Source organism: Actinomadura alba, from assembly GCF_014323705.1.
Taxonomy (GTDB): domain Bacteria; phylum Actinomycetota; class Actinomycetes; order Streptosporangiales; family Streptosporangiaceae; genus Actinomadura_C; species Actinomadura_C alba.
On sequence record NZ_JABVEC010000010.1, the window covers coordinates 1 to 22,807 of the forward strand.

26 protein-coding genes are annotated in these 22,807 nt (G+C 68.6%); 15 read left to right on the top strand and 11 right to left on the bottom strand.

Annotation, left to right across the window (positions count from 1 at the left end; genetic code table 11):
- Nucleotides 1-164 precede the first annotated feature (164 nt).
- The 6 genes from HKK74_RS14855 (at nucleotide 165) to HKK74_RS14880 (ending at nucleotide 7,116) form a co-directional block, all read left to right on the top strand.
- Nucleotides 165-542, top strand: a complete 378-nt coding sequence (locus tag HKK74_RS14855) for a hypothetical protein (protein WP_187243801.1) — start codon at nucleotides 165-167, stop codon at nucleotides 540-542.
- A gap of 20 nt (nucleotides 543-562) precedes the next feature.
- Complete coding sequence (locus tag HKK74_RS14860) at nucleotides 563-2,533, top strand: WD40 repeat domain-containing serine/threonine protein kinase (RefSeq protein WP_187243802.1); 1,971 nt, start codon at nucleotides 563-565, stop codon at nucleotides 2,531-2,533.
- A gap of 507 nt (nucleotides 2,534-3,040) precedes the next feature.
- On the top strand, nucleotides 3,041-3,862 hold the full coding sequence (locus HKK74_RS14865) for a DUF4232 domain-containing protein (RefSeq protein ID WP_187243803.1): 822 nt from the start codon (nucleotides 3,041-3,043) through the stop codon (nucleotides 3,860-3,862).
- Nucleotides 3,863-4,138: 276 nt separating this feature from the next.
- Nucleotides 4,139-5,749, top strand: coding sequence for an IS21 family transposase (gene istA / locus HKK74_RS14870; RefSeq protein WP_222722284.1), 1,611 nt, complete (start codon nucleotides 4,139-4,141; stop codon nucleotides 5,747-5,749).
- On the top strand, nucleotides 5,749-6,591 hold the full coding sequence (locus HKK74_RS14875) for an ATP-binding protein (RefSeq protein WP_187243805.1): 843 nt from the start codon (nucleotides 5,749-5,751) through the stop codon (nucleotides 6,589-6,591). The genes istA and HKK74_RS14875 overlap by 1 nt, the downstream gene beginning before the upstream one ends.
- A 285-nt stretch (nucleotides 6,592-6,876) precedes the next feature.
- Nucleotides 6,877-7,116, top strand: a complete 240-nt coding sequence (locus tag HKK74_RS14880) for a hypothetical protein (protein ID WP_187243806.1) — start codon at nucleotides 6,877-6,879, stop codon at nucleotides 7,114-7,116.
- A gap of 21 nt (nucleotides 7,117-7,137) precedes the next feature.
- Here the strand turns inward: HKK74_RS14880 and HKK74_RS14885 are convergent, their stop codons facing one another.
- From HKK74_RS14885 to HKK74_RS14900, 4 genes are all read right to left on the bottom strand, one after another.
- Nucleotides 7,138-7,443, bottom strand: coding sequence for a hypothetical protein (locus HKK74_RS14885; RefSeq protein WP_187243807.1), 306 nt, complete (start codon nucleotides 7,441-7,443; stop codon nucleotides 7,138-7,140).
- Between the two features lie 105 nt (nucleotides 7,444-7,548).
- Nucleotides 7,549-8,121, bottom strand: coding sequence for a hypothetical protein (locus HKK74_RS14890; RefSeq protein WP_187243808.1), 573 nt, complete (start codon nucleotides 8,119-8,121; stop codon nucleotides 7,549-7,551).
- A 197-nt stretch (nucleotides 8,122-8,318) separates the two neighbouring features.
- Complete coding sequence (locus HKK74_RS14895) at nucleotides 8,319-8,561, bottom strand: hypothetical protein (RefSeq protein WP_187243809.1); 243 nt, start codon at nucleotides 8,559-8,561, stop codon at nucleotides 8,319-8,321.
- Nucleotides 8,558-8,848: a hypothetical protein gene (locus tag HKK74_RS14900; protein ID WP_187243810.1), complete on the bottom strand. Its 291-nt coding sequence runs from the start codon at nucleotides 8,846-8,848 to the stop codon at nucleotides 8,558-8,560. Before HKK74_RS14900 ends, HKK74_RS14895 begins: the two co-directional genes overlap by 4 nt.
- 146 nt (nucleotides 8,849-8,994) lie before the next feature.
- Between HKK74_RS14900 and HKK74_RS14905 the strand changes: the two genes are divergently transcribed.
- Genes HKK74_RS14905 through HKK74_RS14915 form a run of 3 tightly spaced genes read left to right on the top strand, consistent with a single transcriptional unit; the run spans nucleotide 8,995 to nucleotide 10,875 of the window.
- Nucleotides 8,995-9,822, top strand: a complete 828-nt coding sequence (locus tag HKK74_RS14905) for a helix-turn-helix domain-containing protein (protein WP_187243811.1) — start codon at nucleotides 8,995-8,997, stop codon at nucleotides 9,820-9,822.
- Nucleotides 9,819-10,091 carry a DUF397 domain-containing protein gene (locus tag HKK74_RS14910; RefSeq protein ID WP_187243812.1) on the top strand — a complete coding sequence of 91 codons (273 nt, stop codon included), beginning with the start codon at nucleotides 9,819-9,821 and terminating at the stop codon, nucleotides 10,089-10,091. The genes HKK74_RS14905 and HKK74_RS14910 overlap by 4 nt, the downstream gene beginning before the upstream one ends.
- 22 nt (nucleotides 10,092-10,113) lie before the next feature.
- Nucleotides 10,114-10,875 (top strand): arginase family protein, encoded by a 762-nt coding sequence (locus HKK74_RS14915; RefSeq protein WP_312881491.1) that lies wholly within the window; start codon nucleotides 10,114-10,116, stop codon nucleotides 10,873-10,875.
- Between the two features lie 117 nt (nucleotides 10,876-10,992).
- Here the strand turns inward: HKK74_RS14915 and HKK74_RS14920 are convergent, their stop codons facing one another.
- The 3 genes from HKK74_RS14920 to HKK74_RS14930 form a co-directional block, all read right to left on the bottom strand.
- Nucleotides 10,993-11,841 (bottom strand): NAD(P)H-binding protein, encoded by an 849-nt coding sequence (locus HKK74_RS14920; protein WP_187243813.1) that lies wholly within the window; start codon nucleotides 11,839-11,841, stop codon nucleotides 10,993-10,995.
- A 118-nt stretch (nucleotides 11,842-11,959) separates the two neighbouring features.
- Nucleotides 11,960-12,883: a hypothetical protein gene (locus HKK74_RS14925; RefSeq protein WP_187243814.1), complete on the bottom strand. Its 924-nt coding sequence runs from the start codon at nucleotides 12,881-12,883 to the stop codon at nucleotides 11,960-11,962.
- Nucleotides 12,883-13,464: an RNA polymerase sigma factor gene (locus HKK74_RS14930; RefSeq protein WP_187243815.1), complete on the bottom strand. Its 582-nt coding sequence runs from the start codon at nucleotides 13,462-13,464 to the stop codon at nucleotides 12,883-12,885. Before HKK74_RS14930 ends, HKK74_RS14925 begins: the two co-directional genes overlap by 1 nt.
- 253 nt (nucleotides 13,465-13,717) lie before the next feature.
- Between HKK74_RS14930 and HKK74_RS14935 the strand changes: the two genes are divergently transcribed.
- Together HKK74_RS14935 and HKK74_RS14940 are read left to right on the top strand one after the other, a co-directional pair.
- Nucleotides 13,718-13,906 (top strand): hypothetical protein, encoded by a 189-nt coding sequence (locus HKK74_RS14935; protein ID WP_187243816.1) that lies wholly within the window; start codon nucleotides 13,718-13,720, stop codon nucleotides 13,904-13,906.
- Between the two features lie 85 nt (nucleotides 13,907-13,991).
- On the top strand, nucleotides 13,992-14,162 hold the full coding sequence (locus tag HKK74_RS14940; protein ID WP_187243817.1) for a hypothetical protein: 171 nt from the start codon (nucleotides 13,992-13,994) through the stop codon (nucleotides 14,160-14,162).
- 76 nt (nucleotides 14,163-14,238) lie between these two features.
- On the opposite strand, the gene HKK74_RS14945 is transcribed toward HKK74_RS14940, so the two are convergent.
- Nucleotides 14,239-14,997 carry a M15 family metallopeptidase gene (locus tag HKK74_RS14945; RefSeq protein WP_246491594.1) on the bottom strand — a complete coding sequence of 253 codons (759 nt, stop codon included), beginning with the start codon at nucleotides 14,995-14,997 and terminating at the stop codon, nucleotides 14,239-14,241.
- Between the two features lie 105 nt (nucleotides 14,998-15,102).
- Between HKK74_RS14945 and HKK74_RS14950 the strand changes: the two genes are divergently transcribed.
- Complete coding sequence (locus HKK74_RS14950) at nucleotides 15,103-15,618, top strand: hypothetical protein (RefSeq protein ID WP_246491595.1); 516 nt, start codon at nucleotides 15,103-15,105, stop codon at nucleotides 15,616-15,618.
- Between the two features lie 15 nt (nucleotides 15,619-15,633).
- Here HKK74_RS14950 and HKK74_RS14955 read toward each other — a convergent pair whose 3' ends face one another.
- Nucleotides 15,634-16,095, bottom strand: a complete 462-nt coding sequence (locus tag HKK74_RS14955; protein WP_187243818.1) for a MarR family winged helix-turn-helix transcriptional regulator — start codon at nucleotides 16,093-16,095, stop codon at nucleotides 15,634-15,636.
- A gap of 402 nt (nucleotides 16,096-16,497) precedes the next feature.
- Between HKK74_RS14955 and HKK74_RS14960 the strand changes: the two genes are divergently transcribed.
- Nucleotides 16,498-17,682 (top strand): DUF8462 domain-containing protein, encoded by a 1,185-nt coding sequence (locus tag HKK74_RS14960; RefSeq protein ID WP_425544367.1) that lies wholly within the window; start codon nucleotides 16,498-16,500, stop codon nucleotides 17,680-17,682.
- A gap of 264 nt (nucleotides 17,683-17,946) precedes the next feature.
- Here the strand turns inward: HKK74_RS14960 and HKK74_RS14965 are convergent, their stop codons facing one another.
- A complete protein-coding gene (locus HKK74_RS14965) occupies nucleotides 17,947-18,978 on the bottom strand; it encodes a MauE/DoxX family redox-associated membrane protein (RefSeq protein WP_187243820.1) in 1,032 nt (343 codons plus the stop codon).
- A gap of 3 nt (nucleotides 18,979-18,981) precedes the next feature.
- A complete protein-coding gene (locus HKK74_RS14970; RefSeq protein WP_246491596.1) occupies nucleotides 18,982-19,956 on the bottom strand; it encodes a hypothetical protein in 975 nt (324 codons plus the stop codon).
- Between the two features lie 329 nt (nucleotides 19,957-20,285).
- On the opposite strand from HKK74_RS14970, the gene HKK74_RS14975 reads away from it, so the two are divergent.
- Both HKK74_RS14975 and HKK74_RS14980 read left to right on the top strand, forming a co-directional pair.
- The gene (locus HKK74_RS14975; RefSeq protein ID WP_312881492.1) at nucleotides 20,286-20,834 is read left to right on the top strand and encodes a SigE family RNA polymerase sigma factor; all 549 of its coding nucleotides are present in this window, start codon (nucleotides 20,286-20,288) and stop codon (nucleotides 20,832-20,834) included.
- 226 nt (nucleotides 20,835-21,060) lie between these two features.
- Complete coding sequence (locus HKK74_RS14980) at nucleotides 21,061-22,785, top strand: RNA polymerase sigma factor (RefSeq protein ID WP_187243822.1); 1,725 nt, start codon at nucleotides 21,061-21,063, stop codon at nucleotides 22,783-22,785.
- The last annotated feature ends 22 nt before the right edge of the window (nucleotides 22,786-22,807 follow it).

The window sequence follows — 22,807 nt, forward strand, 5'->3', positions numbered from 1 at the left end:
CCAAATATGGCCCGGTGTCCTACTGTGGATCTCACCCACCGGCCACTGGTACCTCGTCGGCCCCGACCCCTGATCGGCCACCGGGGACGACCCCGGACCATGCTCCAGCGCAAGTGACCAGAGTGCCTCGGCGCACGCGGCACAATTTGGGCGTGGACCGAAGCGTGCGAGAGCACATCGCCGATCTCGATGGCGGGGGCCGGCGAGTTCGTGAGCTGGCAGCCGCCTATCTGGGTGATTGGCTCATAGGTGCGTGCCGAAGCCGGTCGGATACAGGCGGCGTCGTCAACGCTCTGGTCGGCGCTCTTCTACGAGAGGCCGACGCCGACGTTCAAGAAGAGATCGCTCACTCGCTGGGGTCTCTGGTCGAGTATGGGGTCGTTCCCGATCAAATCGTCGAGCCGTTGGCCACGCGTCTGCCCTCGCTCGGTGCTGGAGCAGCGGAACACATCGCAGGCGTTCTCGAAGCCGCCTCATGGCAGAAGGTGAAGAAGCCCGGACCGCTCGCTGCCGGTTTCTGGTGGAATGTAGCGACGTTGTGATTTTCCGTAGCGGGGGGCCGGTGGCGACGGTGCACAGTGGTTGGGAGTTGGCCGGCCGGTACCGGCTGGAGGCGCCGCTGGGCCGGGGTGGGATGGGCGAGGTGTGGAGGGGGGTCGATCTGCGGCTGCGGCGACCGGTTGCGGTGAAGATCCTGCCGTTGACGATCGCGGCTGAACGAATTGGCGTGGCCCGGTTCCGGCGGGAGGCCGAGATCGCCGCGGCGTTGAACCATCCGGGGGTCACTACGGTGTTCGACATTGACGAGCACCAGTACGGGGACCAGCATCTGCTGTTTCTGGTGATGGAGCTGATGCAGGGTCAGGATCTGTCTGTGGTGCTGGCCGGACATTCCGGCGGGATGCCCGTCGAGCGGGTGCTAGATGTGGCCGCGCAGATCCTCGACGCGCTGTCGGTCGCGCACAAGCAGGGCGTGGTGCATCGTGATATCAAACCGGCCAACCTATTCCTGGTGGCGGGCGGGCGGGTGAAGATCTGCGACTTCGGGATCGCCCGCCTCGCCGACGCCACGAAGATCACCGCCACCGGGTCTTCGGCGGGGACCCCGCTGTACATGGCGCCGGAGCAGATCCAGGGCCGGAAGGTGGACCAGCGCACCGACCTGTACGCCCTCGGCTGCGTCCTGTACGAACTGCTCACCGGGACCACCTGGGTCGAGACCGGCTCCGGTGTCGCCGCGATCCTCTACCAGCACCTCGACCAGCCCCCGGCGCCGCCGAAATCGTTGCGTCCGGAGATCCCCGACCATCTCAACGCGCTGGTGCTGGACCTGCTGGCCAAACAACCCGACGACCGGCCCCAGGACGCCGCGTCCGTCGCCGAACGCCTGCGCCGGTTCTCTGACGAGCCGCATCAGGTGCGGGGAAGCCAATCCGGTCCAGCAGAGGTGATCGACACCCCGGACACGCCTGCGGCAGACGGGACACCGCCCCTGCGTGTACAGCCGGTTGCGCCGCGACCAGAGCAAACCGCCCCTGCGCTGACGATGACAACTCCGCCCGCCCTGGGCCGGATCCGGCGCCGCACCGTTGTCTTCGGTGGTCTCGGGGCAGCCGCCCTCGCCGGCATCCCCGCAGCGTTGTTGCTGCTAGAAACCGAATCCGCCAGCCTCAACGGCCACACCGACAGCGTCAACTCGGTGGCGTTCAGTCCGGACGGCAAGACCCTCGCCACCGCCAGCGACGACAACAGTGCCCGATTGTGGGACGTGGCCACCGGCCGCAACACCGCCACCCTCAACGGCCACACCAGCGACGTCTTTTCGGTGGCGTTCAGCCTGGACGGCAAGACCCTCGCCACCGGCAGCTACGACAACACCGCCCGGGTGTGGGATGTGGTCACCGGCCGCAACACCGCCACCCTCAACGGCCACGCCGGCAGCGTCTTGTCGGTGGCGTTCAGTCCGGACGGCAAGACCCTCGCCACCGGCAGCGCCGACAACACCGCCCGATTGTGGGATGTGGCCGACGGCCGCACCACCGCCACCCTCACCAGCAACATCAACTGGGTGGTCTCTTCGGTGGCGTTCAGTCCGGACGGCAAGACCCTCGCCACCGGCAGCCGGGCCACCGCCTGGCTGTGGGATGTGGTCACCGGCCGCAACACCGCCACCTTCACCGGCCACACCGACCGGGTCTCTTCGGTGGCGTTCAGCCTGGACGGCAAGACCCTCGCCACCGGCAGTTGGGACAACACCGCCCGGGTGTGGGATGTGGTCACCGGCCGCACCACCGCCACATTCACCGGCCACACCGACTGGGTCTCTTCGGTGGCGTTCAGCCGGGACAGCAAGACCCTCGCCACCGGTAGCAACGACAACACCGCCCGGGTGTGGGATGTGGCCACCGGCCGCACCACCGCCACCCTCAACGGCCACACCGACCGGGTCTCCTCGGTGGCGTTCAGCCTGGACGGCAAGACCCTCGCCACCGGCGGTTGGGACAACACCGCCCGGCTGTGGGAGATCAGATGACCACCACCTCACCGTCTGCCCGGGTGCACTCGTGGCCTTTGGAGTCCCCGCAGATTCCATGAAGGCCGGTTTCTGTCCCACATGCCTCGGATCGGCCGGAGACGTAGACGATGCGGTTGCCGGCGGCCGCGAGGGCCTGGACCACGCTGATGACCGGCTGGTCCGGGGATGTCCTCGCCGACGTGGTCCCAGTCGTACGGGCCGCGGCAGCCCGGGGCGGTTTAGTCGCGGAGGGCGACGGGTCCATCGATGTCGACCAGGAACACGCCTGGGGCCGTGGCGTGGGGCGTCGGCTGGTCGAAGTGGGCGGCGCGGACCGCCAGGAGCCACCTCTCCACGGTGTCCTCGTCGGGCCGATCCGGTGCACCCGTTGGCGGCCGGGCTTCTTGGTGTCCGTCTCAGATGCCTGGTTGTATGCCGGTTATGAGGTCTTTGCGTGCGGCACTGATCCTGGCCCTTGGCGTGGCGGGCTGTGGTGACAAGCCGGCGACTGCCCCGTCTGCGACGATGCCCTCTGGTGGAGCGTCTCCCGCAGCGGCCTCCTGCCCCGAATCGGGAGTTGCGCTCTGGTCGCGTGAGCCGTCCACGATGAGGGATCTCAGGTCGCTGAGCATCGAGCTCTACAACTGCGGTCAACGTGTCCAGGTGCTGGCAGGCCATCCGAGGGTCAAGCTGCTGGATGCCCGGCTGAAGCCGATCAAGTTGGCCGTCGGACGCGGGGCGTCGTATGCGGCCACGGCAGAGCCCCACGATGGGCCTACGGCCGAACTGAGTTTGAGACCTGGTGAGGTGGCTGCCGCGCGGATCTTCTGGCGCGATCAGGTGAGACAGGGGCGGAAGGGCACCGCTACCGCTCAGGTCTTGGAGATCGCACCACGGCCGGGAGCACCGTTCGAGCGCCTCTCGGACGTCTCAATCGAATTGGGCACCATCCGTCGGCTCGGCATCGGCCCGTGGGAGAGGGTCCGTGAGGCCAACGGGGCCGAGGTGGGAGACAACGCCCCGCACTATGGCGACAACCACGCCTGGCAGCGGACCGTAGAGGTGGACGCGACCGGTCGGCTGGCAGGTGAGATGGCGGCCAGGAAGATCCGCCCCGCTTTGGAGCAGCTCCGCACCAAGGGAGGATTCACCGTCGACGCGGTGCGCACGACACTGCGGGGTCTGGGATTCTCGGGGAACTCCGATGGCGCGGCCGAGGCAGCGGACGGGGTCGCCTACGCGGTGTACCCGGGAGGAGGCTCCTGCGTCGCCGGTGTGCTCAAGCGAGACCGGTTGACGGTGAAGGTCGGGAGCGTGCGGCTGGAGGGTGGTTGTAGTGAGCCTTGATCGGCCAGGTCCATCAGGGTAGGACGCCTCGCCCTGGGCATCTGATCTCGCTGACCAATGCCATGATCGACGGCTGCCGTGTCGGCGACCCTGTCGCCCGCCAGCGTCATGGGACCACCCTGAGCGGTTTTCTGCCACGGGCATGGGACCACCCGGTTGCCAGTGATGGGACCAGGCGGCGTGTCACGCCTCGGGTCTTGATCACTTTCGGTTACCGATCTCTCCAGGTCGTTGGACGACGTGGGGGTTCGGGGGATGGCGTTCCGGGAGGTTGCCGTGATCGAAGTGCGTGAGGTGCTGCGGGCCTGGCTGTCGGGGGTCGGGTTGCGGAAGGTTGCCGAGCAGGCGGGGGTGGACCGCAAGACCGCCCGCCGGTATGTCGAGGCCGCCCAAGAGGCCGGGCTCGCCCGTGAGGGCGATGCTGGTCAGTTGACCGATGAGCTGATCGGCCAGGTCGTGGAGGCGGTCCGGCCGGCCCGGCCGGGCGGGCGCGGAGCAGCGTGGGAGTCCCTGTCGGTGCAGCATGCCCAGATCGAGGCGTGGGTGAAGAAGGACAAGCTGTCGGTGGTGAAGATCGGCATCTTGCTCGAGCGGCGGGGTGTGTTGGTGCCGTATCGGACGCTGCATCGGTTCTGCGTGGAACGCTGCGGGTTCGGCCGCACGGCTTCGACGGTCCGTGTCGCGGACGGGGAGCCGGGCGCCGAGTTGCAGATCGACTTCGCGCAGATGGGGTTGCTGTTGGATGCGTCGGCGGGACGCCGCCGGAGGGTGCACGCGCTGATCTTCACCGCTGTTTACTCCCGGCACATGTTCGTGTGGTTGACGTTCTCCCAGACGCTGGCCTGTGTGATCGCTGGGTGCGAGGCGGCGTGGCGGTTCTTCGGCGGGGTGTTCAAGGTGGTGATTCCCGACAACATGTCGGCGATCGTCGCCGACGCTGACGCGGTGAACCCGCGGTTCACGGTGGGGTGGCTGGACTACGCCCAGCACGCCGGGTTCGCCACGGACACCACGCGGATCCGCCATCCCAAGGACAAGCCGAGGGTCGAGCGGATGGTGCAGTACGTGCGCGGCAACTTCTTCGCCGGGGAGAAGTTCGCTGATCTGGCCGATGCCCAGGCCCGGGTGGAGGCGTGGTGCCGTGATATCGCCGGGCAGCGCGTCCATGGCACCATCCAGGCCCACCCTGCCGAGGTGTTCCTGGCCGCCGAGGCCGCAGCGCTGCTGGCGCTGCCCGGCCCCTATGACGTGCCGGTGTTCACGAAGGTGAAGGTGCACCGCGACTTCCACATCGAGGTCGGCAAGGCACTGTACTCGGCGCCGGCTGAGTTCCTCGGCCAGCAGGTCGATGCCCGCGCGGACTCGAGCCTGGTGAAACTGTTCCACCGCGGCAAGCTCATTAAGGTCCATCCCCGGCAAGCGCCCGGCGGCCGGTGGACCGACCCGTCCGACCTGCCGGCCGAGAAATCCGGGTATGCGATGCGGGACGTCGAGTCGCTGGTCCGCAACGCCTTCAGGCACGGAGACAACGTCGGGATCTATGCCGAACGGGTGCTGGACGACAAGCTTCCGTGGACCAAGATGCGGCAGGTCTACCGGCTGCTGGGGCTGGTGCGCCGTTACGGACCCGAACCGGTCGACGCCGCCTGCTCCCGAGCGCTGGAGCTCGACGTCGTCTCCGTCACCAAGATCGCCTCGATGCTGGAGAAGGCCACCGAGAACACCGCCCCGCTGCCACCACCGCGGCCGGCCGCTGCCGCCGGGGCCCGGTTCGCCCGCGATCCCGGCGAGTTCGCCGTCCGCGGCGGCACCCAGCTGACCCTCGTCCGCAGCACCCCCGTCAGCGACGGGGCCGGCAGCGGAATCGACGACGGGCAGGCGAGCTGATGGCCACGACCAACAAACCGGCCAAGTCCACAGTGACCGACCCCATCGGCCCGGAGCTCAAGCAGATCCTGCGGCACCTCAAGCTCGGCAAGATGCTCGACACCCTGCCCGAGCGGCTCGCCCTGGCCAAACAGCAGCACCTGGGGCACGCCGACTTCCTCGAGCTCGTCCTGGCCGACGAGCACTCCCGCCGCGAAGCCAAGTCCGCCCAACTGCGGTCCCGCACCGCCGGGCTGGACCCCGGCATGCGCCTCGATACCTGGGATGAGACCGCCGCCGTCCACTACGACCGGCAACTGTGGAACGAACTCACCTCATTGCGATTCCTCGACGGCCCACATGGGGCGCTCGTCCTGGGACCGGTCGGCGTCGGCAAGACACACCTGGCCAGTGCACTCGGGCACATCGCCATCCGGCGACGGCGGACCGTGCACGCCTCCCGGGCCGACAAGCTCTTCAAACGACTCAAGGCCGCCCGCCTCGACAACACCCTCGAAGCCGAGATGCGCCGCCTCGCCCACGTCGAGCTGCTGATCATCGACGACTTCGCGCTCCAAGGACTGGACTCCGTCGAGACCACCGACTTCTACGAGCTGGTAGTCGAGCGGCACCGCAAAGCCGCGACCGTGGTGACCTCCAACCGGGAACCGGCCGAGTGGCTGGCCATGATGGCCGACCCCCTACTCGCTCAGTCCGCCGTCGACCGGCTCACCTCCACCGCCCACGAACTCATCGTCGAAGGCGAGTCCTACCGGCAACGCCAACGACCCTCACACCACAACCAGCCCACCGACACCGGCGTGTTCGTTGACGCCAAGAACGGAGATCACCATGCTCGATGACAGCACCAGGTGGTCCCTTCCTCGTGGCAACCCGCTGGTCCCATCACGCTGGCAAGCGACACGACCCCTCGACAGTCACCTGCTCGGCTGCGAATTCGACGTACACCGGCCGGCCGAACTCACCGAGTATCTGCGCGCACTCGGCGCCCGCCTCACCCGCGCCGCGGGCGGCCGAGCCGGACCCGACGCGAAGCAGGGTTCGCGGAAAAGCCTGACCGGATCGGGCCGATTTGCATGCGCGTCAGGCGATTGTCTCCGCTGAAGTGGGCATCCATGATGTCGACCATGAGTCGAGAAGAACGCCGTCGACGCCTGCAAGCCCAGCGCGACGCGGGGGGAAGGACGTTCACCGACAACCTTCGCCACCTGTTCAGGACGCCGGTTCTGCTGCTCCAGCTCCTCGTGGTCATGGGTGTCATAAGCGCCGTGTGCGTGTTGCTGCTCCCCGCCGACTGGGAAGGCATTGCCATTTCCGCCATCGGCATCCCGGTCACGGCTCTTTTGATCGGACGGTCGGTCCGCTGAACGTACGGTCGTCAGAGTCGCTCAAGAGCCCGGCAGGTAGCGGTAGGCCACGCCATAGGCGATCCAGGTCCCCTCGGGCCGCGCGTTGAGTTCGTCGATCAGATCCGCGTCGATATCGACATCGAGCTCGTCCCGCCGCCCCAGGCGCAATGCCCATTGGGCCGGCGCGAACGCCCGTGCGAACCAGCCTTCGGAATAGGCCTTCACCTCGGCGGTCGTCCGGAATCTCGCCGGATCGATGAACAGCACCTCTCCCGAATCCCGGACGAGGCGCGCCGACGGCGGCAACCAGCCCTCTCCGCTGGTCAGGCTCTCCCTGAAACCCATCAGCTCTTCCTCAAAGCAACGGTGCGCCGTCAGGAACGCGATCCGTGACCCTCATGACGGTGTGTTCTCCGTTCGGCCGATTGAAGAACGCGGGTGCGTCGCCCATCAGCGCACCGAAGCCGCTGCCGCGTACTGCCTCAGCCGCGCCAGCAGTTCCGCGGGGTCACCGTGGACCTGGCGGATGTTGACGCAGAAAGGGGTTCCGGTCGCTTTCGCGGCGGCTCTCGTGTCGCGGACGACGCCGCGATCGGCGCCCGCCTCGGCGAGCTGCGACGGGGCGTACAGGCAGACGTGCCGTACCGAGAACACGCCTTTGGGCACATCGTGCAGTTCGACATGTTGGACCGCGTTCCACGGCAGCACGACCACGCGAGGCCGGCGGAGCCCACCGACCCGTAGCCATACCCGGTGCGCGTCCGCCGCGAGGTACGGGCCGGAGAAGGCGGTCGAGCGCAGCAGGTGCACGTACAGCAGCGTGTTGTAGAAGAGGAGTTGAGCGACGATCCCGATCGCCAATACATTGCCGATCAGGTCGAGATAGAGCACCGACAATACGACGATCGCCAGCGTCAGCAGCGCGGAGATGACGATGTTCGGGCCGAAGATGGCGACGAGGCGGCCGACGCGGGGCCGAACGACCAATGGGGCGCTGTCGGGCACACGATCGGTCACCATCATGGGGCCATGATGTCCGGCACAGGTGTGGCCGACAACCCGGTCCTCGGCCGTTCGCATGGTCGGTCTCGGCGTCGTCCACGCGTATTCGGTCAGTGCTGCGAGGTCGCCGAGGCGTGCTATCGGCTGAATCAGCTGCATGTTCTCGGCCATTGAGAAGAAGGGATGAGGAGCGGGGTCCACCCAGGAGATGCCCACGCTCAGCTCAACTCCGGCGTGCGCGCGGCCTCGATGCGGTGTTGTTCCGCGAGTGCGGCCGCGAGGCGGTCGGCGCAGTCCTCGGCGAGCGTGTGCGCCAGCCCGTCGTACATCTCGTCGGTGGTCAGCACGCGATGGCGCGTGGCCATCCACATTCCGGCGCCGCCGGTGGACGTACGGGCCCGCCAGATGTTCCAGTCCGGATGCGCCGTTCGCAGGGCGGCGATGCCCTCGGCGTCCGTCATCGAAACGACGCCTCCCTGCGGTGGCCGCCGGGGTCGGTCGTGGCCGGGGCCCTCCGCAGCGCGGCGTGCAGCAGGGCCGCGAGTTCGGTCGGCGACGTCGCCTCGACCAGCCGGCCGAGGTACGGGTGGAACGCCCACCAACTGCCCGTGTGCCGCCCCCACCAGACCGATGTCCCGGGGAACCTTCGGGTCAGGTCCGTCAGGAACGCGTATGCCGGGAACCGTCGTCCTGCCGGTTCGCTGGTACGCGGAGACGCGGGCGGCGCCGCTGTCGTGACCGTCGTCATGGGGGGTTTCCTCCTCGGGGTCCATTTCCATGACCAGGCTGGCCCGAGGGCAATACGCTCTGCTATCAACGGTCACCACTCGCAACGCAACCGGCTCGCGCCCGCATGTCAACGCGGTCCGCGAACGATCACGGGAGGCTTCCCCCATGCCTCGTCCCCAGCGGGAGCTCGATCCGAATTCCCTCGTCGGCCACTTCGGCGCCGAGTTAAGGACGCATCGCAACAAGGCGAATCTGTCGATGGCCCAGCTCGCCGCCGCGCTCGGCTGTTCGGCACAGTGGATCGGTCAGGTCGAGTTGGCGGAGAAGCCTCCGTCCGAGCTGTTCGCCCTCGACCTGGACACCTACTTCGAGACCGGCGGCAGTTTCCACAGGTTGTGGAAAGTCATCAAGCGCGCCGGCCGCAGCCAGGTCCTGCTCCCCGGCTTCCCGGCGTATATCGAACTGGAATCACAGGCGGTGCTCATCCGGTCGTTTGTGACACAGCTCGTACCGGGCCTGCTCCAGACCGAGGACTACGCCCGGGCGGTAATTAGTGCCTGGCCCGATCCGGCGCCGGTGGAAGAACGGGTCGCCACCCGCATGGAACAGCAGGCGATTCTTCGGGCTGAAACCCCGCCGTACGCATGGTTCGTGTTGGATGAAGCGGTCCTGCATCGTCCGTTCGGTGGAGCGGACGTGATGCGTGAACAGCTGAAACTGTTAGCGGGACTGGTCACGTCGCCGTACGTCCAGGTGCGTATCCTGCCGTTCGCGTCTATGACATACGCGGGTCTCGACGGGAAATTCACCCTCTTGCGGCTGGGCGACGGCACGGAGATCCTGTATCAGGAGGGGCCGGGCTTCAGCCAGTTGATCGAGGATCCGGGCACGGTAGGTGACTGTGCCGCACGCTTCGATCTCGTCATGGGAGAAGCGCTGCCTCGTGCCGCGTCCCACCAGATGCTCCTGAGAACGTTGGAGAACCTTAAGTGACAAGTCTCGATCTCGCCGCGATGCGGTGGCGGAAGAGCAGACGTAGTGCTCAAGGTGGGCAGGACTGCGTGGAGGTCGCTGCCGCGCGGTGGCGCAAGAGCAGCTATAGCGCTCAGGGTGGGGACGACTGCGTCGAACTCGCCGGGTTGCCGGGCGTGGTGGCCGTGCGCGACTCGAAGAATCCGGACGGTCCCGCGCTGGCGTTCGGGGCGGGTGAGTGGGCGGACTTCGTGGCCGCCGTGAAGACGCGCCGGTACGACCTCTCGTAGCCGACTGGATACGGTGCTGATCGTGTCGATCATTCTGGTGCCCTATCACCTCGACGAACACCTGCCCGACCTGGACATCCCTCTGCCGTCCGGCGACGACGTCACCACGGTGACCGCGACGCTGCCCGAGGCGGACACCTGGACCCGGCTCGGGCGGCTGTACGAGCCGGTGGCCGAAGCCGTCGCCGACGTCGTACGAAACGACAAGGTGCCCGTCGTCGTGTCGGGCGACTGCACGGCGTCGCTCGGTACCGTCACCGGTCTTCAGCGGGCGGCGGTCGACCCCTCGGTGGTCTGGTTCGACGCGCACGGTGATGTGCAGACCGTGGAGACCACCGCCTCGGGATATCTGGGCGGCATGCCGCTGCGCATCCTGGTCGGCTACCGGCCCGAGCTGATCTCCGAGCGGCTGGGGCTGCGCGTCGTACCCGAGGACCGGGTCATGCTGGTGGACGCCCGGGACCTCGACCCGCCGGAGGCCGACTATCTGGCCACCTCGGGCATCCGTCGATGCGGCGTCGAGGAGGTGTCCGCCGACGCGCTGCCGCCGGGGCCTCTGCTGCTGCACATGGACCTGGACGTGATCGATCCCGGCGAGCTCGCGGGCTTGCGATACCCGGCGGCGGGCGGGCCCACGGCGTCGTCGGTGCTCCGCGCCGCCCGCCGGGTGCTCGACACCGGCCGGGTCGTCGCCATGGACATCGGCTGCACGTGGCATCCCGGCCGCGAGGACCTCGGCGACACCCGATCCCGGGTGCTGTCCGCCCTTATCTCGGGTGGGTGAGTGATTCGCCCGCTCCCGTCGGTGGGGCGAACCGCCTGCGGCCTCGAACACGGAAGTCCACGTGGCGCCTTGGAGATCTGATGCCGTGCTCGTGGCCGCACCTGTCGGAACGGGCGGTCACCGGAAGTCGTCGGCGTGGTCGGCCGCCCATTCGGCATAGGTGCGGGCGGGCTTGCCGGTGACCTCTTCGACCGTACGGGTCACCGATTCTGGGTTGGACACCATCGCGGCATGACCGTCGAGGATCGCGTCGGCCATATCGAGCGGCATCCCCTGCTCCTGCATCTGCCGCCGCGCGGTGTCTGGTGACAGTTCCTCGAACCGCAGCGGCCGACCGATCGCCCGGCCGATGGCCTGGACCTGCTCGACCTGCGTGAGCGTCTCGGGCCCGGTGAGAACGTGCTTCGCGCTGCTGTGCCCGTCCTCGACGAGAACGCGGACCGCCACGGCCGCGATGTCCCGCTCATGGATCAGCGACCTGCCGGCCGCTCCGTGGACCCAGCGGACCACGTCGCCAGTGCGGATCTGCGGTGCCCACATGAGGGTGTTGGCCGCGAAGCCGCCGGGCCGCAGAAAGGTCCAGTCCATCCCGGACCGTTCGATGAGGCGCTCGATCATGGCATGGGACCCGAGGATCGACTCGGCCTTCTCCGCCGGATCGTCCGGTACCCCCCGCGCGGACAGGTAGACGACACGGCGCGCCCGCTCGGCGATGGTCTTGAGCGTCGCGGGCGCGGCGTGGTCGGCCGAGAGTGTGGGCCACACCAGGAACACCGACTCGACGCCGGCCAAGGCGGGGCCCAGGTCGCCCGGATCGGCCAGGTCGCCCTGGACCACCTCGACGCCGTCGGGCAGCCTGGCCGATTTCGGGTCGCGGCTCAGCGCGCGCACGGTGGCGCCCGCTTCGAGCAGTCCGGACACGACGTGGTGGCCGACCTTGCCGGTCGCCCCGGTGACGAGAATCATGGCGACGTCCTCCGCCTGTTGCCTGCGTCCGTCTCGAAGATGTCGGACAGATCGCTCAGACCAGCGTGTGACCTCGACCAAGGTTCAGGTCAAGTGGCGACCGGACAAGGATCGGTGGTCACGGAGTCCGGGTGGCCGCCGGGACGGCGGTCTTCTCCTCTTGCGCCTTCTTCACGACCTCCGGTGGCACCGGCCCGGCGCCGTCGATCATGAGCATGACGGTCCCTGGGGAGAACGGCTCGACCCCGCTGACGTTCCAACCGCCGTTCACCTTGGAGCGCGGTGCCTGAATCCCGTATCCGGGGTTCTTCCAGTACACGTTGTAGAACCCGACCTTGAGGCCCTTCCGGGCGAGCGCCGCCTCGGCCTGGGTCACCGTCTTGCCCTCGATCCCCTTGGGCGCATCGGCCGGGTTGGTGGAGACGTACTCCTCGCCCGGTGCCGCCGCCCGGCCGATCACCACGCTCGAGCGGCCCTTGAAACCATGTGGGATCCGCAGGCCGACCGGGCATGCGGCCCGGCTCGCGGTCCGGCAGGACGGGTCGGTGATGACCTTGAGCTTGCCCTGGTCCGGACCCTCGCTCTCCTCCTGGTAGACGATGGTGCCCACGACGCTCGGCGACACCGGTACCAGGGAGAGCTGGATGTCGAAGCCGCGCTGAGCGAAGGCCTCGCTCAATCGCTTCTTGTCCGCGGTTGGGTCGACGATCATCGCTGCGTAATAGTCGCTCTTGCGGTCGATCTGTACGGCCGCTGCGAGCCGCATGGTGCCCTTGGACTCGGGCGCCTTGGCGGTGGGGCTCGCGGGACCTTCGGCGCCGCCCGGTGCGGTCACGGCGATGGCCACCGCCGTTCCCAGCGCGGCGACCCCGACGGCACCGGCCACGAACCGGGGCCTGTGGTGCAATGCCCGGCGCGGCCGTGCCGAGGCCGCCGTGGCACCGGTCCCGTCGGCGGCGGCGAGCAGGCGAGCCCGTCCCTCGGTGACCGCCCGGTCGTCCGGTGGCGGCACGTCGGCGTACATGCGCTTCAGTTCGTTCATCAGTGATCGTTCCCCTCCAGCGGGTCGACCCCGCCCAGCACGTCACGCGTCTTCTTTCGAGCCCGGTTCAGCCGGGAATGGACCGTCCCCCTGGCGATGCCGAGGGCCGATGCGATCTCCCCGGGGGTGAGGTCGCCTGCGGCGGTCAGCAACAGCACGTCACGCTGACCGCGGGGGAGCTTCGCGAGCGCCGCCGCCAGCGCTCGCCGCGACGCCTGCGCGGTGACCCGGTCGGTCACCGGACCGGCCGGTGATTCGACCGCGGGGTCGGCTCCGGTCCGCTGGATGAGCCGCCAGAAGCGGACCTCCGCGCGGCGGTGCTGCCCGACCAGGTTGGTCGCGATGCCGTACAGCCATGGGCGGGCGTCCTCCCGGGCCGCGTCATAGCGGTCTCTCCGGTCGAACGCGATCAGAAAGGTCTCCGCCATCAGGTCGTCGGCGAGGTCCCGCCCGAGCCGGCGTGCGATGTAACGATGGATCACCTCGTGGTGCCGGTCGTACAACTCGGCGAAGCACTCCGGCTCGCGCAGGGACGCCTCGATCACCTCGGCGTCGGTGCGGGCTCGCACATCGCCCCTCACCCCGCGCTCGTTTCGCTCATCGCGACCTCTCAGCCGGCCACGACGCTGCGGTGCGTATCGGCACGTCCACGTGCCCCCTCTCGAATCGGTGGCTCACACCCGTTATTGGGAGAAGTCACCGGACCGCTTCCCCAGGGTCCACCGGCCGACGATGCCGAGCCGGCACCGGTGGGCGGTCGTATGTCAGTTGGCCGGGCAGGGGGCTTCGTGGTCCTGTGGCGCCACGCCGAGTACATCGACGCTCGCCCTGTACGTGGTAACGCGGGTGTTCGTGCTGCCGGGCCTGTTCACCGACGGTGGCTGCGCGCTGTCGGCGGGTGCGATGGGGCCGTGGCCGCGCCGCAGCGCGCGCTTCCTGCGTGGGGAGCGCTATGCGGCCGGCTGCACTTTCATCGGTCTTGGAGCGGCCGCCGCGTTGACCCCCGGGCACCAGAACCGCTGACTCGTTCGCGCGAAACGGTGTTGATCTTAGACATGTTGTCCGAAAGGCGACAGTGACCGTGGAATCCTTCGTTAAGGTCGTTCGCATGTCTGAATACCAGAATGAACCATCAGGGGACACCGAGCAGTTCCGAGCCTTCGCGCGCGGCGGCGAGGCCGAGAGCGCCGCAGGTGGTGGGCCCAACATCGGACTGATCCTCGGTGGCGCCGCCGTCGTCATCGTCCTCATCGCGTTGGTGGCCGTCTTCGCCCTCTGAGTGGCCGCTGCGACGGTCGTCGAGAGGCACAGGATGACGACCGTCCCGGCCCGGGGGCGGGCGGCCGCAGGTGAGGTCAGCGGCCGTTGGAGGAGAAGTGCTGGTAGTCCTTCGTCCCCGACCAGGCGCCGCCCCAGCCCCAGCCGATCGATCGGAACGCCCGGACGGTCTTGTCGCCGGCGCGGATCACGCCGGGGTTGCGCCGGGCGCGGTCGACGTGCTTCCGGCAGTGCTTGTGTGCCGTCTGGCCGCTCCCGGTGACGTACGGGTTTTCGCACGGATTGACGTCGATGGCCAGACCGTAGGCGTGCTGTGACCAGGAACTCGACCCGGTCGCCGCCCGGCAGTTGAACGCGGAGGTGTTGTCGGCGTCGATCGAGGCGAAGTCGCTGCCCTTGTAGACATCGACGAGCTGCATCCGGCGGACGGGGTAGCGCTGGTCGTACAGCCGCCGGAACACCTTGACCACATCGTCGGCGACCCTGGCGTTCACCACCATCTCGCCCGTGTGGGTCCGGCGGTCGAAGCCCCAGTAGGTCATCCGCAGCAGGCGCAACCGCGAGAGCGGAACCGGGCAGCCCGGGCGCCATGAGTACTTCACCGTGTTCCGCGATGGGATCTTGCCGATCGTGCCGCTGAACCTCTGGACGGCGGGGCGCTGTCCGGGTTCCTCGGCGGCCGGCTTCCTGGTCCCCTCAGGGGGCTGCTGAGGCGAGGTCTCGGACGGGGGCTTGCCGGCGGGCCCTCCCCGCTCGCCTTCCCGGCCACATCCGGCCAGCAGGACGGCGACCTCGATGACGAGCACCATGACGGCGAGTCCCGGCTTCCCCCGCATAGCGGCAGGATCGCACAGCGCACACAGATCACGTGCGGCCCCTGGGGGATTTCGCCGGTTTTGGCTACGGTGCGAGCAAACACTCCCGGTCCAGGGAGCCAGAGGATGCCGGACCGTAGAAAGCCGCGCTCGGGTGAGCCGAGCATGGAGCAGCCGGACCCGGGCGGCCGGCCGGGTTCTGACGACCGGCCGGATTCGCCCGAGCGGCAGGGCGCGGGGGAAGGCGGGGACCCCAGCCTCGAAGACGAGCTGTTCGCCATGAAGTCCGGGTCGGTGCCGGACCCGCCGGCCTTGACGTCGGCTCTGGAGCCGGTCCGGCGTGCCCGGCCGCCGTGGCAGAACGCGGACGGGCCGGGGTGCAGGGACCTCGCCGCGACGGTCGCGGGCTTCGGGACGTTCATCCTGGTCGACTGCGTGATGATGTACGCGCCGCTCCAGATGAAGGAGACGCCGAGCCTGCTGCCTCAGATGCTGACCCTGCTCCTGCTGGCCTTCGGCCTGGGCGGTCTGCTCGTATGGCAGATCCGGGGCGCCTGGCGGCCGTTCGGTGTCGGCATGATGCTGGGCTGGCTGTTCATGACCCTGATATCGGCGGGATTTCTCACCGGCCTCAATCCCTGACCGCGGCCCGCCCGGTCACTGTGTCTCGGCGATGCGGTCGGCCACCGCGCGAAAGGCCCGGCCCACCGCTTCGAGGTCGCCCGGCTCCATCACGTCGATGAAGAACTCCCGCACGGTGTTGACATGGTCGCGTGCGGCGAGGTCGAGCGTGGCGAAGCCCTCGTCGGTCAGCACGGCGAACACGCCCCGCTTGTCACCCGGGCAGGTCTCGCGGTGGACGAGCTTCTTGGCCTCCAGCCTGCCGCAGGTGTGCGACAGCCGGCTGCGCGACTGGCTGGCCGACTCGGCCAGCTCGGCCATGCGCATACGCCGCTCCGGCGCCTCGGACAGCTGTACGAGGATTTCGTACTCCGCTCCGGTCAGCCCGTGCTTGGCCTTGAGGTCACGGTCGATCACGTCCCACAACCGCACGCTGCCCTCGAGGAAGGCCCGCCAGTCACGCTGCTGACGAGCGTCGAGCCAACGTGGTTCACCCATATCGTTAGTATACGACATCCATTTAAGTTTCAACTATTCTTTTCGCGAAATTCGCCGCTTCTCGGTCAGGGCTCAAGTCAGGATCTTTTACCCCGGTCGACCCGGGTGTCAACCGGCCGCCGGCCGGACGGTCGACGGGGCGCAGCCGAAAAGATTTTCGAGTCGAACCTTCCGTTCGCGGTGACGCGGGCGCCGGTCGTGGGCTACTGTGTTCGAATTCCTCGAACAGAGATTCGACCTGCGGTTATCCCGCACGGGGAGGCGGGCATGGTGGCTGCCCTCACCACGCCGGAGGCGGTGCGCTGCACCACGCGACGGCGGCGCGCGACACGCCGTAGCACTTTCTATGGAAATCTACGGCCACAGCTATATCGGCTCATAGAGTCCGAGACCGTGGACCCAGTGCGGAATCCTTACGCGCCCGGCGCCGGACAGCGCCCGCCCGAGCTCGCCGGTCGTGACCGGGAGCTGCGGCAGTTCGAGGTCGTACTCGAGCGGGTGGCCCGTGAGCGGCCCGAACGCAGCATGATCATTACTGGCCTGCGTGGAGTCGGCAAGACCGTGCTGCTCAACGCCTTCCGATCCATGGCCATCCAGCACCTGTGGGGCACCGGCAAGATCGAGGCTCGGCCGGATCAGTCGATCCGCCGGCCGGTCGCCGCCGCGCTGCACATGGCGATTCGTGAGCTCGCCCCCCGGCACCGCGCACCCGACCGGATCGAGCAGTTCCTCGGAGTCCTCAAGGCGTTCGCGCAGGCCGGTGAGGACAGCGGCGCCAAGGGCAAGGCGCGGGTGCATCGCTGGCAACCCGGCATCGACGTACCCGCCGCCCGCGGCCGGGCCGACTCGGGCGATCTCGAGATCGATCTGACCGAACTGTTCGTCGACGCCGCTTCGGTCGCCACCGATCTCGGCGTCGGCATCGGGCTCTTCGTCGATGAGATGCAGGACATCCCGCCCGACGACGTCTCCGCGCTCTGCGCGGCCTGCCACGAGCTGTCGCAGACCGGCGGGCCGCTGATCGTGGTCGGCGCGGGGCTGCCGCATCTGCCGGCGGTCCTGTCGGCGAGCAAGTCCTACTCCGAGCGGCTGTTCCGCTACGCCCGCATCGATCGGCTCGACCGCGCGTCCGCCGACCTCGCGCTGCTCGCCCCGGCCGAGCGAGAGGACGTGACGTTCACCAAGGACGCCCTCGACGCGCTCTACGACGCGGCCGACGGATATCCGTACTTCGTGCAGGCCTACGCCAAGGTGGTCTGGGATCTCGCCCCCGAGACGCCCATCACCACAGAGGACATCAAGGTGGCCGCCCCAGAGGCCGAGACCGAGCTGGCCGTCGGCTTCTTCGGCAGCCGCTACGAGCGCGCCACCCCGGCCGAACGCGACTACATGCGGGCCATGGCGATGCTGGGCGACGATCCGGTGGCGACCGCGTCGGTCGCCGACGAGCTGGGCCGGAAGCCGTCGAGCGTGTCACCGGCCCGCGACGGACTGATCAAGAAGGGGCTGATCTACAGCGCCGAACGCGGTCTGGTGGCCTTCACCGTTCCGCACTTCGGCAAGTTCCTACGTGCCCAACCCGCCTAGGAGAGCTGGAAGCACAGGCACGCTGAGACCGCGCTGACCGGGCGACGGCGTGGCGATGTGGTCGCTACAGCTCTCTAAGGATGTCTAGTGCTGCCGCTAGAGAGGGACATAAAGGTACATCGAGTGCCGCGCCGATCGTTCTCTGAGGTTTTCTAGACATCCCTAGCGGCAGCGCTAGAGAGCCTTAGACAGTGCCAGAGAGCCCAATGTCAGAAGGACAGAAGGACAGAAGGACAGAAGGACAGAAGGGCTCAGAAGGACCGGTCAGCGGCTCCGTTCACTGACCCGCGCGGATCGCTGCGCCGTCTGGTTCCGCACGGGGGCGACGGCCAACCGACTCAGGCCGGTGTCCTCGCCCGTATCGCCCTCACCGCCGTCCCCGTCAGGGCCGGGTTCCTCATCCCCGCTCCCGCGTGGGACGCGGCCCTGGCACCCCTCGCCGGTCCTGTCGTGCTCTCCGCCCGCGGCGGAAGACAGCGTGCTCCCGGCCACGGTCGCGCCTGCCGAGCCATCGCGATCAGGGTTCGCCAACACCGCGCCGCGCACGACCGGATGGCGCTCCTCCATCGAGACCGCGAAAACGATCTCGACTTCCCGGCCGGCCACCCGGCCCTCATAGGCGACGAACCGCCAGCACAGTTCCCGCCAGACGTCGACGGGTTCGCGGCCGGCGAGGAGGTTCTCGTGCTCCCGCCAGGCGTCGCTCGCCCGCAGCATGCGGTAGGTCTCGCTGAGAGGAGCGGTGCGCAGTTCGCACGGCGCCGAAGATCGGAGGCGGCCCAGCAGCCCGTCCGCCTCCGGGGACAGGGCGACGAACATGAGGATCTCGGCGGCGAGCACGACGCCGCCCCAGCCGAGGCTCGCCCGGAGCACGTCGATCCCGGTGTACGGCACGCCGAGGGCGATGATCGCCGCTCCGGTGAACAGCGCGGTCCGTACGACACAGCGCATCCCGATCCGGCCGGCGCTCAGTGCGCCGAAACAGCCGCAGCCGTCCTCGGGCCGGTGCGTCCGTAGCTCACTGACCACCCAGGTCGCGGACGCGAATCCCATGATCGTGACCACCCGTACCGATGGATGCGGGGTCACGAGCAGGGCCACGCCCAGAGCACCCTCCGTCAGGGCCAGGCCGACCGCGATCGGCCGGCTGTCCCGCACCGCGAGGACGGGTGGGGACGCCGTGACCCCGTGGATCGTACGGGGACGTGTGCCCGGGTTCGCCAGCTTGGACAGGCAGGCGGTGATGAGCGCGGCGGAGATGAGCAGGAGCTGGCTGCTCTGGAACGCTTCGACCATGGGTCACCCCACCGTGACCGTGGCGTTGAAGCAGCCGTTCTCGAGCTCTCCGCCGAGATCGACGAAGCTCTTGGCGGTGAGCTCGACGATCCGCCCGCGTCTGGACGTACCGCACTCGACGCAACGGTCGCAGTAGAGCGCCGCCGTACAGCCGCATTCGGTCACCGTGACGGTGGCCGACCGCTTGGCGCACTCGTTGCCGACCAGCAGGTCGCTGCCGTGGGAGAGTAACGGCAGACCGGCGCAGCTGGTCGGTGCGTCCGGGCAGCCGCCCGCCTGACCTTCCGGATCGAGGGCGGGGTAGGCGGCTCCGTGGCCCTCCCCGCTGTACCAGGTGGCGGTGCCCCGAAGTTCACGAGACACCGTTCCGGTGGTCTTCGGCGAACCGCCTTCGCCGGCGCGATATCCCGGCTGCGATGTTCCGGGCTGCAGGGCGAGCGGCCCGCTCGATGACCGGATCCCGATCACATCGAGGAGATAGCCCGGCTCGAGGCGCGGATGCCGGACGAGCACCCGGCTCAGCGCCTGCGGGGGGATGGCGACGCGTACGCGTCCGCGATGCCGGCCGGCGTCGACCTCGACGAATCCCTTGGCCGCAACCATGATCGTGCCGGTCACCCGGACGATGTCGACCCAGATCCGGTCGGCCCCGAGGCCGTCGGCGGTGGTTCGTACGATCACCTCACGACCGGGGCGCACGGCGGCCATCCCGGCGGGCCCTCCGTACCAGGCTGTCGTGTCGGACGAGATCCACAGCCGCTTCTCCTGGTGGTCGTGGTCGTGATCACTGTCGTTCGTGCGCAGCACCAGCAACTCCGGCCCGGCCTCGACCACCGTGCCGGTCACGGAGCGTATTGGTGGCCGGTCGATGATCGGCGCCGCGGGGCTCGGGTCGCCCAGCACGGCCGCCCGGCGGCGACGGCGCACCTCACCGATATGACCTGGCACCACTTCGGAGTGACTGCGGGGTTGCGGCATGAGCACTCCCGGCGTGGGTGAGGCGGCCCATGGACACTGCGATCGTGACAACGCGTCAAGCGTTGCTCAAATGCACAAGCCTGTCGACGTTTCTGTCCACATTCGCCAGTGTTGGAGTAGAGGTTCTATGCACTTGGTGGGGAAGTTCCTCCACTGGTTGACCCGAATATGGCTTTTCTGTTGAGCCAGAATTACGATCTTCGTGCGATCGTCAGAGTCATCGGCATGTTGTGCGCAGTGTCCCCGGATGTCGCTCCGGAGGTCGCATGGACACCCGCACGGCACCGTTCGGACAGAACCTCCCTCAATCCCCTGGGGTCGGTGGTGACGTGAGCAAGGCTCAGCACGAGGAGTTCCGCGACTATGTGGCGGCTCGCGGGCCCACCCTGCTCCGGGCGGCGATGCTCCTCACCAGCGACCGGGCCGAGGCCGAGGACCTGCTGCAGTCCGCGCTGGCCAAGACCTACCTCGCCTGGGACCGGATCAACGACCGGGCCGCCGTGGACGGTTACGTGCGCCGCGCCATGGTCAACACACAGATCTCCTGGTGGCGGCGGCGAAAACTGGAGGTCTATCCGACCGACGAGCTCCCCGAGCAACCCGTCGACGATCACACCCGGCGCAGCGAGCTGCACGACGCGCTCGGCCGGGCGCTCGACAAGCTGCCGAAGCGGCAGCGTCTCGCGGTGATGCTCCGCTACTACGAGGACATGTCCGAGGCGGAGATCGCCGACATTCTCGGCATCAGCGTCGGAACCGTGAAGAGCACGGTGTCGCGGGCCATGGCCAAGCTCAGGGAGGACGCGGCGCTGGAGCACGATTTCGCCGGCGCGGTGCCGGCTCCGCACCCGCACGGCGATCACGCCGGAGACGACTGACGAGGTTCCGATCCGGCGTTGATCAACCGGCCCGTGACGCCTACGCTTCCTTTGTCGTCCGCATCGGGTGATATGTCCTGCCGCGAGAATGCGGGCAGGATATGGCGGGGCAACAGTGGCCAGTTGTGATGGTGTTTCGGTGATGCAGTCCAGTTCTGATGATCTAGTTGTGCCGCCAGGTGTGTCTGGTGTAAGCAAGTTGCGCCGCTAGGTGTCGGGAGCGCGCATGTCAAGGTGGTCACCCTTCGACCCCGACGCTGACCGCAGGTTGGTCAGGGGTTTGAACGAAGGCAACGAAGACACCCTTATCGCACTCTACGACACCTACGCAGAGCGACTATACGACTACTGTGTGTCGCTGATCTGCGATTCCAAGGTCGCGGCCGACACCGTCCACGATTGCCTCATCGACGCCTGCCGCCGTGCGCCGCGGCTGCGCGACCGGATGCGCCTGGGAGCCTGGCTGTACGGTGCCGCACGCCGGCGCTGCCTGCAACGCGGGCGCAGCGGCGGCCTGCACTGGGTGTGGACCTCCGACTCGGATTGCGACGCCACTCCCGCGCACGACCCCCTCGGCACCGGAGCGCCCGGTGACGAGGCCGCCGCCGAGGCCGAGGAGACCGACCGTTCCGGCCTCACCCTCGCCGAGCGTCGGGAACTGCTCGAACTGACACTCGCCAGACTGGACTTTCCGGAGCAGGAGGTGCTGCTCCTGGCGCTCCGCCATGACGTGACCGGCTATGACCTCGCCGCGACGCTCGGAGTGTCCGGCCGGCGGGCCGCCGCCCGGCTCGCCCGAGCACGCGCTCAGGCCGAGGCGGCGATGACCGCGGAACTGCGTGTGCTGTCCTGGCAGGGCGCGGGCGAGCGCAGGACCGGGACGCCCCCCACCGGGAAGGTCCAGGCCGAGGTCGCGGAGCAAGGTGACTCCGGCGAGTCAGACAAGACGATCATCGAGCCGGCGGGCAAGTCGCTGCCGGCCACGCCGTCCGCGGGCGAGGGGTCTCATCCGGGCGGCGCCGACCTGGCCGGCCTGGCGGGCCTTGCGGGGCGCCGCAAAGACACGGGCCGCCCGCACAGTTTCGGCCGATCGGGCCGCCGCGGTCACGATTTCCGTTCCTATCGCTCCGATCGTTCGGACCGCTCCGCCCGAGGGGCGGGGGAACGGCGTCACCAGGTGTCACTCACCGCCCTGCTCGACCTCGGGCAGGCACTCGCTCCACCGGCCGCGCTCCGCCGCCGGGTCGTCCACACCGGTACCGACCCGGAGCTGGCGGGCTATCGCGCGGACATCGCCGGCCGGGGCGGCAACCTCACCACGCAGGGGCTGCCTCGCCAGCCGGACGTCACGCCGCCGTTCGCCCGGCGGTGGATGTTCGCGGCGGGCGGCATGGCCGGAGCGTTGATCACGGCGACCGTCGCCGTACTGCTGATCGGCCCGGATCTGCCGGGTCCGCAGTTCTACTGGCCGACCGGGCCGAAGCCCAAGACACCGTCGCCGCCCGGTCCGACGCAGTCCATGCCCAACCGGATGCCGGCGTCCCCTCCCGGGTCGGCGGATCCCGGCGGACGTCCCCCCGTCGCGGCACCGCAGACCGAAGGCAGGTTGAAGACGCCTTCGCCAGGGCCGCGGACTCCGAGCACGCCGCCTCAACCGGGCCGCCTGCGGCTCAGCGCCACCCAGGTCATCCTTGGCCCCGGTGAGCGGGAGACCCACCTCGACCTGTTCGCGTCCATGGGGGCCGTGACCTGGAGCGCGCAGGCGTCCAGCCCGCAGCTCACGCTGTCCGCCACGAGCGGACGGATTTCCAAGAACGGCCGGGTACGGCTCGGCATCGAGTTCGACCGTGCGCTGATCCAGTTGCAGGGAGAGGCCACCGTCACGATCAACAGTACGGGCGGCCGCTCCTACTCTGTCGCGGTCAGCTGGGCGGGCTCCGTGCTCACCTGAGGCACGAGCCGGAAGCACCCGG